Here is a 14,495-nt window from a genome sequence, read left to right on the forward strand (position 1 = left end):
ATTCAGCGGCGATCGAACCAGGTGACCTGGGTACCGTTGCCGAAATCTTCCCGCGCGGTGACGTCGAATCGCGTGGGGACGAAGTTGCCCGACAGTGCCGGGATACCGTCGCCCGCGATCACCGGATAGCTCTTGAAGATCAGCCGGTCGATCTCGTCGACGAGCTGCCCTGCGATGTTGCCTCCTCCGCACAGCCAGATATCCAGGCCGTCTTCGGCTTTCAGCGTGCGGACCAGCTCGACCGGGTCGGTGTCGACAATCCGGACTTGCGGATCGTCTACCGGCGCGAGAGTGCGGGACACGACGTACTGCTGCATGTGGCTATACGGGCTCGTGAGTCCCAGCGAGAGACCGGGTTCGTAGGCGCCGCGCCCCATGATCACCGTGTCCCATTCATTGTTCGGCGTGTCGACCGGCATGCCGATCTGTTCGCGGAAGGCCGTGGGAACGGCTTCCGGGTATCTCGCGCTCATCGCCGCTGCCATCTCGTCGTCGATGGGATAGAAGTCGTACTCCCCTCCGGGACCTGCGATGTAGCCATCGAGGGTGACGGCCACGTAGTAGACGAGCTTTCGCATATTCGACCGCCGTTCAAAGTACTATGATTGAAGTGGTGTCAACGTAGTACTACACATGGAGTGGTGTCAAGTGGTTCGAACGAATCCTGAACGGCGACAGGCATTGCTGGACGCCTCGATCGAGGTGCTCGCGCGCGACGGCGCCCGCGGACTGACCTTTCGCGCCGTGGACAAGGAGGCGGCGGTGCCCACGGGTACCGCCTCGAACTACTTCACCAATCGCGACGAACTGCTCGTGCAGGCGGCGCACCGCTACTATGAGCGGCTGCTTCCCGCCGACGAGGCCATCGAGCAGGCGCAGGGGCCGCAAACCCGCGAATCCATGATCGGCTTGATGACGGAGGTCGTCGACCGGGTCTCCCGGTTCCGCACCGGTTATCTCGCGATCCTCGAACTGCGTCTCGAGGCGACTCGCCGGCCCGAACTCCAGGAACTGCTCACCGAGCGGGTGCGTGCCGATCTGGACTTCAACATCGGCAATTACCGGCAGTCCGGACTACCCGGGGGTGAAGAAGCCGTCGTGCTGTTGTATCTCGCTCTGAACTGGCTCATCCTCGACCGTCTCACCCTGCCCGGCATCTTCGACGAAGACCGTGCTGCCGCATTGGTGCGAACGGCCGTCGAGCGAGTGATCCCCGCCGAGGCCTGACGTACTTCGGTGGATCGAAACCCGCTGAGCGGGGCTCGATCCACCGAAACCTCCGTCTCAGCGACGGAAGTTCGCGGCGCGCTTCTCTTGAAAGGCGGTGACGCCTTCGGCGAAGTCCGGCCCGCCGAGCAAAGTGAGCTGCCCGGCCCGTTCTCGCGCGAACGCGCTGGCGAGTTCGGTTAGCGTCGCATCGTTGATCGCGTTCTTCGTCGACTCGAATGCAGCCGACGGGCCGTCGGCGAGCCGCTGCACGAGCGCTTCCACCGCGCCGTCGAATTCGTCGTCAGGCCAGACCTCGGCAATGAGGCCGGAGCAGAGGGCCTCGGTGGCCGGAAGCCGTTCGGCGAGCAGCGCCATCTTCAATGCGCGTGCGCGACCGACGGACGCGGCGACCAGTGCGGAGGCTCCACCGTCGGGCATCAGCCCGATTCGCGTGAACGCGAGCAGGAAATACCCCGACTCTTTCGCCACTGTGAGATCGCATGCGAGAGCGAGAGATACGCCGACTCCCGCAGCCGCGCCGTTGACTGCGCCGACGACGGGACGGGGGAACGCGCGGATCGCCGCCGCGGTGCGGTTGGCGGCGTCGATCGTCTCGGCGCTCGGGGGTGCCTTCAGGTCCCGGCCTGCGATATCGGCGCCCGAACAGAACGCACGACCGGTACCGGTGAGCACTGCGACGCGGACGGACTCGTCACCGGCATGCTTCTCGAATGCTTCGGCGATCGCCACGAGGGTCTCGGTCTTCACGGCGTTCATCCGCGTGGGCCGGTTCAGGGTGACGCGCAGGACGCCGTCGTCGAGGGTCGTGTCGACTCCGGGCAGATCGTCGGCCATATCTTGCTCCTAGTCTCGTGACGTCAAATCGAGAGCGACTTTTCCTGTTGCAGAACGGTTCTCAAGTGAAAGCAGCGCGGACGATGCTTCGTCGAGTGGATAGAGAGTGGGTTCGGGTACGACGAGAGTTCCGTCGCGCAGCAGCGGTTCGAGCGTCGCCCACTGCCGTCCCGCATAGTCGGGGACGGTGCGGAGGTACTCTCCCCATCCGGCACCGACAACCGAGATGTTGTTCAGCAGAAGCCGATTGACCTTCACCGTGGGGATACTCCCGCCGGTGAATCCGAGGACCACGGCACGCCCGCCCGGAGCGAGGCTGCGCAAGCTGTCGGTGAATCGGTCTCCGCCGACCGGATCGAGCACGATGTCCACTCCGCGACCTGCGGTGAGCTCGAGGACACGGTCCTTGAAGCCGTCGGCGAGCACTGTGTGGGTCGCGCGGTTGGCCTTCGCCACCGCCGCCTTCTCCTCGGTGCCGACCACTGCGATCGTCTCGAGGCCCAGCGCCGCCGCGACCTGCAGTGCGGCCACCCCGAGACCGCCTGCGGCGCCGTGGACGAGCACGGTTTCCCCGGCTCGGCAGCGGGCTCGTTCGTCGAGGGCGAAATGCGCGGTGAAGTAGTTCATGAGCATCCCGGCACCGGCGGTCGGCGACACGCTGTCGGGAAGTGGGAACACCATTTGCTCGGGGACTGCGACGGTCTGCTGCCACGAGCCGGTGACCGCCAGTACGGCGACGCTCTGCCCGGCGACAAGACCGCTGCCTTCCGGGGCGCTGCGGACGATGCCCGCACCTTCTGCCCCGAGGACGCACGGCAGTGGCCGGACCGTCTGGTAGGCGCCCGTCGTCTGCAGCAGGTCGGGGAAGGACACGCCGGCGGCGTGCAGATCGACGACCACGAGCGATCCGTCGGTCACGGGTTCCGGAATATCGGTCACGCGGACGGCGGCGGGTCCTGCGTGTTCGGTCAATTGCGCTGCGCGCACGTGTGTCTCCTCGACTCCATAGTGATCAACCGCTATCAGACTCGCACAGTGTGCGCCAGATCTCATCGATCATTGACCGAGCGTTAAGTCCGTGATAGAGATTAGCGATCGATAAGTACGCTGCTGGGGATGCCTCCGGCCCGCTCGCTGCACTTTCGAAAGGATCGTCATGACCAACGCTGTCATTGTCGACGTGGTCCGCACAGCTGTCGGTAAGGGCAAGCCGGGGGGCGCCCTCTCCGGTACCCATCCCGTCGAACTTCTCGCCCATGTGCTCCGCTCGCTCGTCGAACGCAACGGCATCGACCCCGCGCAGGTGGACGACGTGATCGGCGGCTGCGTCGCGCAGGTCGGCGAGCAGTCCCTCAACATCTCGCGCACTGCACTGCTCGCCGCCGGTTTCCCCGAGTCGGTGCCCGCGACCACCATCGACCGCCAGTGCGGGTCGAGCCAGCAGGCCGCGCACTTCGCGGCCCAGGGTGTCATCGCCGGCGCCTACGACATGGTCATCGCATGCGGTGTCGAGTCGATGAGCCGTATCCCGATGGGCACCGCGACCCTCGGCAAGGACACACACGGCCCGAGCGTGCGCGCCCGTTATCCCGAAGGCCTGGTCAACCAGGGCATCTCGGCCGAACTGATCGCCGCGAAGTGGAAGTTCGACCGCGACACTCTCGACGCCTACTCCGCACAGTCCCATCAGCGTGCCGCCGCCGCATATGCCGCCGGGCACTTCGATTCCGAAATCGTCCCGATCTCGGTCACGAATGCTGCCGGTGAACAGGTCGAGCACACCGTCGACGAGACCCTCCGCGCCTCCACCACCGCCGAGGGTCTCGCCGGCCTGCGGCCCTCCTTCCACACCGAGGAGTACGCCGCCCGGTTCCCCGAGGCGCAGTGGGTCATCACCCCCGGCAACTCGTCGCCGCTCACCGACGGCGCTTCGGCCGCACTGATCATGAGTGAGGAAATGGCGAACAAGCTGGGCCTGACGCCCCGTGCCCGCTTCCACTCGTTCTCCGTCGCCGGCGACGATCCGATCTTCATGCTCACCGCACCCATTCCCGCGACGCAGAAGGTGCTCGCCCGCGCCGGACTGAAGATCGACGACATCGACGCCTACGAGGTCAACGAGGCCTTTGCGCCTGTGCCGCTCGCCTGGGCACACGAATTGGGTGCCGACCCCGCCAAGCTCAACCCGTGGGGCGGTGCCATCGCGCTGGGTCACGCACTGGGTTCGTCCGGCACCCGCCTGCTGTCCACCCTCGTCAACCACCTCGAGGCCACCGGTGGTCGCTACGGCCTGCAGACCATGTGCGAGGGCGCAGGCATGGCCAACGCCACTGTCATCGAACGTCTCTGAACTGCAACCACTCTCGAAAGGGTAATCAATGATCGTCAACGACAGCGTCGCAGTCGTCACCGGTGGTGCCTCCGGCCTCGGTCTCGCCACCGTCAAGGCCCTGCTCGGCGATGGTGCCCAGGTCGTCATCATCGACCTGCCGTCGTCCAACGGTGAGACCATCGCCAAGGAACTCGGCGACCGCGTCCGCTTCGTCGCTGCGGACGTCACCGACGAAGCCGCCGTCACCGAGGCACTCGACGTCGCCGAGTCGCTCGGTCCGCTGCGCGTCGCGGTGAACTGTGCCGGCATCGGCAACGCCATCAAGACCGTCAGCAAGAAGGGTGCCTTCCCGCTCGACGCGTTCAAGAAGGTCGTCGACGTCAACCTGTTCGGCACGTTCAACGTCATCCGTCTCGCTGCCGAGCGCATCGCGAAGACCGAGCCGATCGACGGCGAACGTGGCGTCATCATCAACACCGCCTCCGTCGCCGCCTTCGACGGCCAGATCGGCCAGGCCGCCTACTCGGCGTCGAAGGGCGGCGTCGTGGGAATGACGCTGCCGATCGCCCGCGACCTCGCGTCGCTGCTCATCCGCGTCGTCACGATCGCGCCGGGACTGTTCAAGACCCCGCTGCTCGGCTCGCTCCCCGAGGAGGCCCAGGCCTCGCTCGGTGCACAGGTGCCGCATCCGGCCCGCCTCGGTGATCCGTCCGAGTACGGTGCTCTGGCCGCGCACATCGTCGCCAACCCGATGCTCAACGGCGAGGTCATCCGGCTCGACGGTGCGATCCGCATGGCGCCGCGCTGATCCGTACCACCTGTGAGAGGAGGGGTCGATGACCCCGGCTTTCGAGGCCCCGGCCACCGAGATCGGTGCGCCCGAGGCCCGGACCGTCCGGTCGGACGACTGGCGCGAGTTCCAGCCGCCCGAACTCGACCTCATTCTCGGGCATGCCCTGGAAGCGTTCAGCGAGAACGGTTTCCACGGCACCACCGTCCGCGACCTGGCGCGCCGGGTCGGCGTGACGGTGCCTGCCCTGTACTACCACTACGAGAACAAGGAAGCCGTTCTCGTCACTCTGCTCGACGCCGCCGTCCTCGACCTCATCGACCGTGTCTCGGCCGCGGTCGCGGACGGCGGCGACGACCCGGTCACCCGCTTCGCCAATGCGGTCGAGGCGATCGTGCTGAACATGACCTGTCGTGCGCAACGTTCCGGACTGGATTCGGAAGTGCGCCATATCTCCCCGGAGAACCGTCGAACCTACGCCGCGACCCGCAAACGTCTCGAGCTGATGATGCTCGACCTGGTGCGCGAGGGTACCGAACAGGGCGTCTTCGACGTCGACGACATCGAGGAGACCGTGCGAGCCCTGCTGGGGATGTTCCAGTCCATCGCTCGCTGGTACCAGCTCGACGGTCCGCTCACCCCCTCCCGGGTGGCCGAACGCTACATCGGCATCGCCCTGCGCGTCGTGGGCCACCGCCGGGACTCCTGAAACGATCGAATCCACTTCCACTGCAAGGAATCATGCCGTGCTGACCACAGCCTTCACCGAAACCTTCGGCGTCCGACATCCCATCGTGCAGGGAGGAATGCAGTGGGTCGGCCGCGCCGAACTCGTCGCCGCGGTTGCCAATGCCGGCGCGCTCGGCATGATCACCGCCCTGACTCAGCCGACACCCGAGGACCTCGCGAAGGAGATCGCCCGCACCCGCGAGCTCACCGACCAGCCGTTCGGCGTCAACCTCACGATCCTGCCGGCGATCACCCCGCCACCCTACGAGGAATACCGCCAGGTCATCATCGACTCCGGCGTCAAGATCGTCGAGACCGCCGGCTCCAACCCCGCTCCGCACCTGCCCGACTTCCACGCCGCCGGAATCAAGGTGCTGCACAAGTGCACCAGCGTCCGGCATGCGGTCAAGGCGCAGGACATCGGTGTCGACGGCATCAGCATCGACGGCTTCGAATGCGCCGGGCATCCCGGTGAGGACGACGTCCCCGGACTCGTGCTGATCGCCGCCGCGGCCGAGAAGATCACCATCCCGATGATCGCCTCGGGTGGTTTCGGCGACGGTCGCGGTCTCGTCGCGGCACTCGCTCTCGGTGCCGACGGCATCAACATGGGCACTCGCTTCATGTGCACCGAGGAATCCCCGATCCACCGCAACATCAAGGAAGCCATCGTCGCGGCGAACGAGACCGACACCGAACTGATCTTCCGCCCGCTGCGCAACACCGCCCGCGTCGCGAGCAACACCGTCAGCCGCGAGGTCGTCGAGATCCTCGATCGCGGTGGGCAGTTCGAGGATGTGCGCGAACTCGTCGCCGGTGCCCGCGGTCGCCTGGTCTACGAGAACGGCGATCCCGAGGCCGGCATCTGGACCGTCGGCACCGTGCAGGGCATCATCCACGACATCCCCCCGGCGGGCGAACTCGTCGAGCGCATCGTCGCCGAGGCGGAGAGTCTCATCGCAGAGCGTCTGAGCGGCATGATGTCGCGCGTGAACGCATAGGAGAAGCCATGAAACGCACCCACTTCGACGACGATCACGAGGCGTACCGGGATACCGTGCGCGAATTCCTCGCCCGCGAGATCGAACCGAACTACGAGCGATGGGAGGAAGAACGCCTCATCGATCGGTCGGCATGGATCGCTGCCGGCAAGACCGGCATCGTCGGCCTCGGAGCTCCCGAAGAGTTCGGCGGTTCGGGCGTGACCGACTACCGCTTCCGGCACATCGTGCAGGAGGAGATCGCGCGGATCGGAACGACCTCTTTCGGTGCGGGGCTCGCGTTGCAGGACGACATCACGATCCCGTACCTGATGCACCTCGGCACCGAGGAACAGAAAGCCCGCTGGCTGCCGAAACTCGCTACCGGCGAACGCATCGGCGCGATCGCGATGACCGAACCCGGTGCCGGCTCCGACCTGCAGGGCGTCAAGACCACCGCCGTGCGCGACGGTGACGAGTGGGTGATCAACGGTCAGAAGACGTTCATCACCAATGGCATCCATTCCGATCTCGTCATCGTGGTGTGCCGGACCGATCCGAACGCGGGCTCGAAGGGCTTCTCTCTCATCGTCGTCGAGCGCGACACCCCCGGTTTCGGCCGTGGGCGCAAGCTCCACAAGGTCGGGCTCGCCGCACAGGACACCGCCGAACTCGTATTCGACGACGCCCGTGTCCCCGCGGAGAACCTGCTCGGCACAGAAGGTCGCGGGTTCGTGCACCTGATGGAGAACCTGCCCCTCGAGCGCATCGGTATCGCTGTCAGCGCGATCACGTCCGCGCGGGCGGCCTACGAGTGGACCGCGCAGTACGTCTTCGAGCGCAAGGCCTTCGGCAAGCCGATCGGCGACCTGCAGAACACCCGCTTCGTGCTCGCCGAGATGCTCACCGAGATCGAGATCACCGAGTCGCATGTCGATCGGTGCGTGCTCGCACTCAACGCAGGCGAGCTGACTCCGGTGGATGCGTCGAAGGCCAAATGGTGGGCGACGGAACTGCAGAAGCGCGTCGTCGATCGGTGCGTGCAGCTGCACGGCGGGTACGGCTACATGATGGAGTACCCGATCGGCCGCGCCTACGTCGATTCACGCATCCAGACCATCTACGGTGGCACGACCGAGATCATGAAGGAGATCATCGGCCGCGACATCGCCGCGAAGTACGTCTAGCGCGCAGCCGATTGCGGAAGAAGGGAACTCGATGTTCGATCTCACGGGCAAGCGTGCTCTCGTCACGGGCGGTTCGGCCGGGATCGGTCTCGGTATGGCCCGCGGTCTGGCCCGAGCCGGCGCCGACGTCGCCCTGTGGGGTCGAAGTGAGGACAAACTCGCGGACGCGGCGGTGGATATCGGACGGTTCACCGGTCGCGTGGTCACCCGATCGGTCGACGTCTCCGACGAACAGGCCGTGAACGACGGCGTCGCCGCTCTCGTCGACGAGTTCGGCGGGCTGGACGTGGTGGTGGTCAACGCCGGTATCGGGTCGTCGCTGCAGAAGTTCCACGAGTCGACCACCGAGCGGTACCGCGCGGTCATGACCACGAACGTCGACGGTGCGTTCTTCACGATGCGTGCGACCTCGCGGGTGCTCGTCGAGCAGGGCGCCGGCGGCTCGATGATCGTCACGTCGAGCCTCGGTGCTCTGCAGGGCGCCGGGCGTAATCAGCCGTATGCGGCGAGCAAGGCCGCCGTGCTCGCGCTCGCGAACGGATGTGCTGTCGAGTTCGCGCGGCATCGGATCCGGGTGAACAGCGTGCTGCCGGGCTGGATCGCGACCGACATGACCGGTGGTCTGCAGGATTCGGACGTCTTCAACTCGAATGTCATCTCCCGGGTACCGATGGGGAGGTGGGGCACGCCCGAGGACTTCGAGGGGATCGCGGTCTACCTCGCGAGCGACGCCTCGTCCTTCCAGACCGGGAGTTCGACGCTCATCGACGGCGGCTACAGCCTGTTCTGAGATGCCTACGATGATCCGGTGACTCAGGACCGGACGATTCGTGTCAGTGCCGTCGTTCTCCGCAACGCCACCGGTGAAGTGCTCACGGTGCGCAAGCGGAACACGTCACGTTTCATGCTGCCCGGCGGAAAGCCCGATCCGGGGGAGACCGCGGCCGAGGCTGCCGTTCGCGAGTGTGCCGAGGAGGTCGGTGCGGTACTCGACGTCGCGGCACTGCGCCTGGTGGGCGTATTCGACGCGGACGCGGCGAACGAGCCGGGCTACCGGATCGAGGGAACGGTGTACGAGCATCCGCCCGTGCAGGTCGCAGGTGCTTCGGCAGAGATCGCCGAGACCCGCTGGCTCGATCCCGCCGCTTCGCCGCTGCCCGGCGACCTGGCCCCGTTGCTCGAACATCACGTGCTTCCGGCGCTCGCTCCCTGACCCGCCCCGTAGGGGAATGCTGTTTCCGGAAAGGTATTGCGCCGTTCTCCCGCATACGGAAATGTGATCTTCGCAATCGCACGACATCACGGAAGGTTTCCCATGGCGCTCACTGCTCTGCTCGAACTCGAATTCAAGGCCGACTCCCTCGACGACGCGAAGAAGGTCATGACCCGGGTGCTCGACGAGACCCGGCAGTTCGACGGATGCGAAGGCATCGAGATTCTCGTCGATCAGAAGAACGAGGCCCGCTGGGTGATCGTGGAGAAGTGGCGCTCGGCCGAGCACGACGCCGCCTACCGGAAGTTCCGCGCGGGCGAGGGCGCCATCGTCGATCTCGGGCCTCTCCTCGCGGGAGCGCCGAAGCTCACGCAGTACACCGCTCTCTGATCTCCGGCCCGCAAGCGCCGGTGGAGAGGTGGTCGCGGCCCCGCGAGGCGCGGACGATAGGGTGACCCCAGGGCGGACGTGGGTCGTTTGCCTCGAAGTGTCATCGACTGTGGAGGTAACCGGGCATGTTGGAACTCTTCGGCGTCATCATCGTGTGGCTCACCGTGGCCCTCGTCGCCTTCGGGACCGTCATTCTGTTCATCGTCTCGACGCTCAGCCCGCACTTCGGTCAGCGCAAGGCCAAGAGCACGAGCCTCGACAAGGCGACCCCTGCCCGTAACTAGCATCGCCGCGGGTACCGACTCGTCCGCGTAGAGCGCCTCAGCCCCAGCCCAGCTGGTGGAGGCGCTCTTCGTCGATTCCGAAATAGTGCGCGATCTCGTGGACAACGGTGACGAGGACCTCGTGCACCACGTCGTCGTCGCTGTCGCAGATGTCGAGGATCGCGTCGCGGTAGATCGTGATCGTATCCGGGAGCGATCCCGCATAGTGACTGTCGCGGTCGGTGAGCGCGATACCTTCGTAGAGACCGAGTAGATCCGGCTCTTCCTCGTGGCGCGGCTCGACCAGAACCACGACGTTGTCGATGGCCTGCGCGAGTTCGCGCGGAATCTCATCGAGCGCCTCCGAGACGAGCTCCTCGAAATGCTCGTCCTTCATCTCCACCGGCATGTCAGGACCCCGGCAGGGGGACGGCGCCCGGCAACGGCGTCGGCAACGACCGGCCTTCCGGAACGGGCGGCGGCGCTACGGGGGGCTGGCCGTCGATGAGGATGTCGCCCTTGGCGCTACCGGTGATCGACGAGAAGCCACCGCCCTCCACCTGCTTGCCGATCGAGCAGTTCACGCGGCGACTGCCGGCGAGCCAGCTGTCGTAGTCGAGGTTGTCCCAGAACAGCGTGAGGGTCTTGTTGCGTAACCCCTCCGGGTCGCCGAGATACTCACCGACCAGGCGGGTGCACGCCTCCTCCAGGTAGCGGTCCTGGTCTTCGATGCTCGGCAGCCCTCCCGGGAAGTCTCCGCCCAGGTCGACGACGGCGACGACCTCGAAGGCGTGTGGCTTGGAGCACTCCACCGGGTCGGCGGGAACACCGTTGTTGATGCCGATGCACACACCGACGTCCCATGCGCGCGACTGGTCCTGGTCGGCGACACGACCCTTGACGGGCAGCAGATTGCCGGTGGTCGACGAGAACTGCAGGCCGCAACGCAGTGTGCGCTCTCCGGCCGCCCAGCCCGCCTCACCGGGATTGATGAGGCCGACGCTGAACTTGCCCTTGGGATCGAACCGGCCGTCGAGATAATCCAGCGCTGCGGGTGCGCACAGTTCGTCGCGCAGTTCGGTGAAGCGTGTCACCGACGGGAACCGCGATCCCGGCCCCCACTCGGTTCCGGGATACATGCTCAGGTCGATATCGGCGACCACCTCGAACAGGTGCGTTTCGGCGCAGTCGACCTTCGCGAGGTCGCTCGCGTCGAGTGCGCTCCAGGTGAGGCAGTCCCCGGCGGTGGCGGTTCCGAACGCTTCCCCCGCGACTGCACCGGTCGTGCTGATACCGACGCCGGCGTCATCGTTCCCGCCGCCGGTGCCCTGGAATCCTGCGACGACGAATGTGGCGACCGCCGCGAGCACGGCGCCGGCCGCGACGAGAACCAGGGCGCGGCGGGTCAGCTGCGCCGAGGGCGGGCGCCGATCGGGCTTGGGCTTGGTGTCTTCGGCCATCGCTTCCATCATGCCTGTTCGAGTGGACGCAGGTAGCTTCGGTATATGGCCGACGACCCGATCGATCCGCAGATCCTCGAGATCGCCCAGCACACCTTCGCGGCTGCGCGGGAAGGAGACGTCGAGACTCTCGTCGCGTATGTCGACGCCGGGGTGCCGGTGAACCTCACCAACGAGACCGGGGACACGCTCCTCATGCTGGCGTCCTATCACGGCCACGCAGAGGCCGTACAGGCCCTGGTCGACCGGGGAGCCGACGTCGATCGGCTCAACGACCGTGGCCAGTCGCCGCTCGCAGGTGCTGTCTTCAAAGGCGTCGACGCGGTCGTTGGGGTGCTCACCGAGGCCGGTGCGGACCCGCGCCTAGGGCACCCCACCGCCGAGGACACGGCGAAGATGTTCGGGCGCGACGCCTACCTGGAACTCTGGCAGCGGTAGGCTTCGATTCCGTGATCGACCTCAAGTTCCTCCGCGAGAATCCTGATGCCGTCCGCGAGTCGCAGCGCATGCGGGGGGAGGATCCGGGCCTCGTCGACGCGCTGCTCGAGGCCGACGCCTCTCGTCGCGCCGCGGTCCTCGCCGGCGACAACGTACGTGCCGAACAGAAGGCGCTGGGCAAGAAGGTCGGCCAGGCGTCCCCGGAGGAGCGGCCCGCCCTGCTCGAGGGCTCGAAGGAACTCGCTGCCCGGGTGAAGGACCTCGAGGCGCAGCAGAACGCTGCGCAGGAAGCCTTCGATCGAGCGCACTTGGCCATCTCCAACGTGGTCGGCGAGGGGGTGCCCGCAGGCGGTGAGGACGATTTCGTCACGCTCGAGACCGTGGGCGAGCTGCCCGTATTCGACTTCGAGCCGCAGGATCATCTTGCGCTCGGCGAGTCGCTGGGGCTGATCGACATGGAACGCGGCGCCAAGGTCTCCGGTGCCCGGTTCTACTTCCTCACCGGTTACGGCGCGCTCCTGCAGTTGGGTCTGCTCCAGCTCGCCGCACAGAAGGCCACGGCGAACGGGTTCACGATGATGATCCCGCCCGTGCTCGTACGACCCGAGGTCATGCAGGGAACGGGTTTCCTCGGCCAGCACGCCGACGAGGTGTACCGGCTCGAAGAAGAGGACCTCTACCTCGTCGGCACCTCCGAGGTTCCGCTCGCCGGGTACCACTCGGGGGAGATTCTCGACCTGTCCAAGGGGCCGAAGCGGTACGCGGGCTGGTCGTCGTGCTTCCGCCGTGAAGCGGGCAGCTACGGCAAGGACACCCGCGGCATCATCCGCGTGCATCAGTTCGACAAGGTCGAGATGTTCGTCTACTGCAAGCCCGAGGATGCGGTGGCCGAACACGAGCGGCTGCTGGCCTGGGAGCGCGAGATGCTCGCCGCCATCGACGTGCCGTACCGCATCATCGACGTCGCTGCCGGCGATCTCGGGTCCTCGGCGTCCCGCAAGTTCGACTGTGAGGCCTGGGTGCCGACGCAGAAGCGCTACCGCGAACTCACGTCGACGTCGAACTGCACGACCTTCCAAGCACGTCGCCTCAACATCCGCTACCGCGACGAGAACGGCAAGCCGCAGACCGCCGCGACCCTCAACGGCACACTCGCGACCACCCGCTGGCTCGTCGCGCTGCTCGAGAACCACCAGCAGGCCGACGGTTCGGTGAAGGTGCCCGAGGCGCTCGTCCCGTTCGTGGGACGTGAGGTGCTCGAGCCGCTCCGCTGACCGCCCGGATACGTCGTTTCGATCTCGGCTTCCCGCCGCACTCGCGGTGGGAAGCCGTTGTCGTAGGTACCGAGGAGTGAACAAACTTTTGGTCTGTTTTATTGATTGAAACAGTCCTGTGGTAGTAATTCACCGCTACTATTGGGTAATGGTGAAGGTTTTGGTGGTCTACGGAACCCGTCCCGAGGCAATCAAGATGGCGCCCGTCGTCACCGCGCTGCAGGGATCGGATGTGCTGGAGCCCGTCGTTGCCGTGACCGGTCAGCACCGCGAGATGCTGGACCAGGTCAACCGCCTGTTCGGTATCGAACCGAGGCACGATCTCGACATCCTGACCCAACGGCAGGGCCTCGAGGCCATCACGACCAAGGCTCTCTGCGGTGTGTCGGAGGTGATCGCCCGCGAGAAGCCGAGTGCCGTCCTCGTCCAAGGTGATACGACGACCTGCTTCGCCGCGGCTCTTGCGGCCTTCTATTGCAGGGTTCCGCTCGTACACCTCGAGGCCGGCCTCCGGACGGGCGATCGGTACAACCCCTTCCCGGAGGAGATCAACCGTCGTATGACCTCGCAACTGGCGTCGCTGCATCTTGCGCCGACACCCACTTCGCGGGCGAATCTCATTGCGGAGGGCGTCGATCCCGGTGACATCATGGTGACGGGCAACACCGTGATCGACGCGCTCCACACGGTCACCGAGCAGAGCCCGTCGCTCGACAACCCGGATCTGGCGTCGGTGCTCGGCCGTCGCATGGTTCTCGTCACGGCGCATCGGCGCGAATCCTGGGGGGAGCCGATGGCCAGGTCTGCGCGTGCCGTCGCCCGTCTGGCCCAGGCGTTTCCGCACATGACTTTCCTCCTGCCGGCCCACCTCAATCCGGAAGTACGGAAGGTTCTCCTACCGCCGCTCGCCGGCCTACGCAATGTGGTGGTGACGAACCCGTTGTCCTACAGCGATTTCGCACAGGCGATGGCCGCATCGACGATCGTGCTGACCGACAGCGGCGGTGTCCAGGAGGAAGCTCCGAGTCTCGGCAAGCCGGTCCTCGTGATGCGGGAGACAACCGAGCGTCCCGAGGCCGTATCGGCGGGAACCGTTCGGCTGGTGGGGACGGACGAAGAACTCATCGTCGATTGGGTCACGCGATTGCTCACGCAACCTGACGTCTACGACGAGATGGCCCATGCGGTCAATCCCTACGGGGACGGAAACGCCGCTGCACGATCCGTGGCCGCGATCGAGAACTTCTTCGGCAGGGGGCCTCGCCCCGCCGAATTCGCACCCGTCGAAGCAGCGCCCTCCTACTGAATCCGCCGAAACCGGTCCGGCCGGTAGGTGTCCGATCGACACCTACCGGCCGGTTCTGCGGGCGGGACC

Annotated in this window: 18 protein-coding genes; 13 read left to right on the top strand and 5 right to left on the bottom strand. The window is 66.2% G+C overall.

What is annotated here, in order from left to right; translation table 11 throughout:
- Positions 1-2: 2 nt before the first annotated feature.
- Positions 3-578 (bottom strand): dihydrofolate reductase family protein, encoded by a 576-nt coding sequence (locus tag ABZ789_RS05230; RefSeq protein ID WP_358419923.1) that lies wholly within the window; start codon positions 576-578, stop codon positions 3-5.
- 70 nt (positions 579-648) lie between these two features.
- Here ABZ789_RS05230 and ABZ789_RS05235 point away from each other — a divergent pair, with 70 nt between their 5' ends.
- The gene (locus tag ABZ789_RS05235; protein ID WP_358419926.1) at positions 649-1,227 is read left to right on the top strand and encodes a TetR family transcriptional regulator; all 579 of its coding nucleotides are present in this window, start codon (positions 649-651) and stop codon (positions 1,225-1,227) included.
- Between the two features lie 57 nt (positions 1,228-1,284).
- Here ABZ789_RS05235 and ABZ789_RS05240 read toward each other — a convergent pair whose 3' ends face one another.
- Complete coding sequence (locus tag ABZ789_RS05240) at positions 1,285-2,064, bottom strand: enoyl-CoA hydratase (RefSeq protein ID WP_358419929.1); 780 nt, start codon at positions 2,062-2,064, stop codon at positions 1,285-1,287.
- A gap of 9 nt (positions 2,065-2,073) precedes the next feature.
- The gene (locus ABZ789_RS05245; protein WP_358419931.1) at positions 2,074-3,051 is read right to left on the bottom strand and encodes an NADPH:quinone oxidoreductase family protein; all 978 of its coding nucleotides are present in this window, start codon (positions 3,049-3,051) and stop codon (positions 2,074-2,076) included.
- A gap of 169 nt (positions 3,052-3,220) precedes the next feature.
- Between ABZ789_RS05245 and ABZ789_RS05250 the strand changes: the two genes are divergently transcribed.
- From ABZ789_RS05250 to ABZ789_RS05290, 9 genes are all read left to right on the top strand, one after another.
- Positions 3,221-4,414, top strand: coding sequence for a thiolase family protein (locus ABZ789_RS05250; protein WP_358419934.1), 1,194 nt, complete (start codon positions 3,221-3,223; stop codon positions 4,412-4,414).
- 28 nt (positions 4,415-4,442) lie between these two features.
- A complete protein-coding gene (locus ABZ789_RS05255) occupies positions 4,443-5,204 on the top strand; it encodes a 3-hydroxyacyl-CoA dehydrogenase (RefSeq protein WP_358419937.1) in 762 nt (253 codons plus the stop codon).
- Between the two features lie 28 nt (positions 5,205-5,232).
- Positions 5,233-5,895: a TetR/AcrR family transcriptional regulator gene (locus ABZ789_RS05260; protein ID WP_358419940.1), complete on the top strand. Its 663-nt coding sequence runs from the start codon at positions 5,233-5,235 to the stop codon at positions 5,893-5,895.
- Between the two features lie 37 nt (positions 5,896-5,932).
- Entirely contained in the window at positions 5,933-6,916 is a 984-nt protein-coding gene (locus ABZ789_RS05265) for a nitronate monooxygenase (RefSeq protein WP_358419943.1), read from the top strand.
- 8 nt (positions 6,917-6,924) lie between these two features.
- Positions 6,925-8,082 carry an acyl-CoA dehydrogenase family protein gene (locus ABZ789_RS05270; protein WP_358419946.1) on the top strand — a complete coding sequence of 386 codons (1,158 nt, stop codon included), beginning with the start codon at positions 6,925-6,927 and terminating at the stop codon, positions 8,080-8,082.
- A 31-nt stretch (positions 8,083-8,113) separates the two neighbouring features.
- Positions 8,114-8,872, top strand: a complete 759-nt coding sequence (locus tag ABZ789_RS05275) for an SDR family oxidoreductase (RefSeq protein WP_358419949.1) — start codon at positions 8,114-8,116, stop codon at positions 8,870-8,872.
- Between the two features lie 18 nt (positions 8,873-8,890).
- On the top strand, positions 8,891-9,295 hold the full coding sequence (locus ABZ789_RS05280; RefSeq protein ID WP_358419952.1) for an NUDIX domain-containing protein: 405 nt from the start codon (positions 8,891-8,893) through the stop codon (positions 9,293-9,295).
- A 102-nt stretch (positions 9,296-9,397) separates the two neighbouring features.
- Positions 9,398-9,685: an antibiotic biosynthesis monooxygenase gene (locus ABZ789_RS05285; RefSeq protein WP_358419955.1), complete on the top strand. Its 288-nt coding sequence runs from the start codon at positions 9,398-9,400 to the stop codon at positions 9,683-9,685.
- Between the two features lie 125 nt (positions 9,686-9,810).
- Positions 9,811-9,969: a hypothetical protein gene (locus tag ABZ789_RS05290; RefSeq protein WP_358419958.1), complete on the top strand. Its 159-nt coding sequence runs from the start codon at positions 9,811-9,813 to the stop codon at positions 9,967-9,969.
- 37 nt (positions 9,970-10,006) lie between these two features.
- Here ABZ789_RS05290 and ABZ789_RS05295 read toward each other — a convergent pair whose 3' ends face one another.
- Positions 10,007-10,345 carry a metallopeptidase family protein gene (locus ABZ789_RS05295; RefSeq protein ID WP_358420223.1) on the bottom strand — a complete coding sequence of 113 codons (339 nt, stop codon included), beginning with the start codon at positions 10,343-10,345 and terminating at the stop codon, positions 10,007-10,009.
- A gap of 13 nt (positions 10,346-10,358) precedes the next feature.
- A complete protein-coding gene (locus ABZ789_RS05300) occupies positions 10,359-11,408 on the bottom strand; it encodes a septum formation family protein (RefSeq protein WP_358419961.1) in 1,050 nt (349 codons plus the stop codon).
- 45 nt (positions 11,409-11,453) lie between these two features.
- On the opposite strand from ABZ789_RS05300, the gene ABZ789_RS05305 reads away from it, so the two are divergent.
- The 3 genes from ABZ789_RS05305 (at position 11,454) to wecB (ending at position 14,426) form a co-directional block, all read left to right on the top strand.
- On the top strand, positions 11,454-11,846 hold the full coding sequence (locus ABZ789_RS05305; protein ID WP_358419964.1) for an ankyrin repeat domain-containing protein: 393 nt from the start codon (positions 11,454-11,456) through the stop codon (positions 11,844-11,846).
- Positions 11,847-11,857: 11 nt separating this feature from the next.
- A complete protein-coding gene (gene serS, locus ABZ789_RS05310; protein ID WP_358419967.1) occupies positions 11,858-13,120 on the top strand; it encodes a serine--tRNA ligase in 1,263 nt (420 codons plus the stop codon).
- Between the two features lie 148 nt (positions 13,121-13,268).
- Positions 13,269-14,426: a UDP-N-acetylglucosamine 2-epimerase (non-hydrolyzing) gene (gene wecB, locus ABZ789_RS05315; RefSeq protein ID WP_358419970.1), complete on the top strand. Its 1,158-nt coding sequence runs from the start codon at positions 13,269-13,271 to the stop codon at positions 14,424-14,426.
- Positions 14,427-14,495 lie beyond the last annotated feature (69 nt).

The sequence above is a fragment of the Rhodococcus sp. NPDC047139 genome, from assembly GCF_040643435.1.
Lineage (GTDB): Bacteria > Actinomycetota > Actinomycetes > Mycobacteriales > Mycobacteriaceae > Rhodococcus.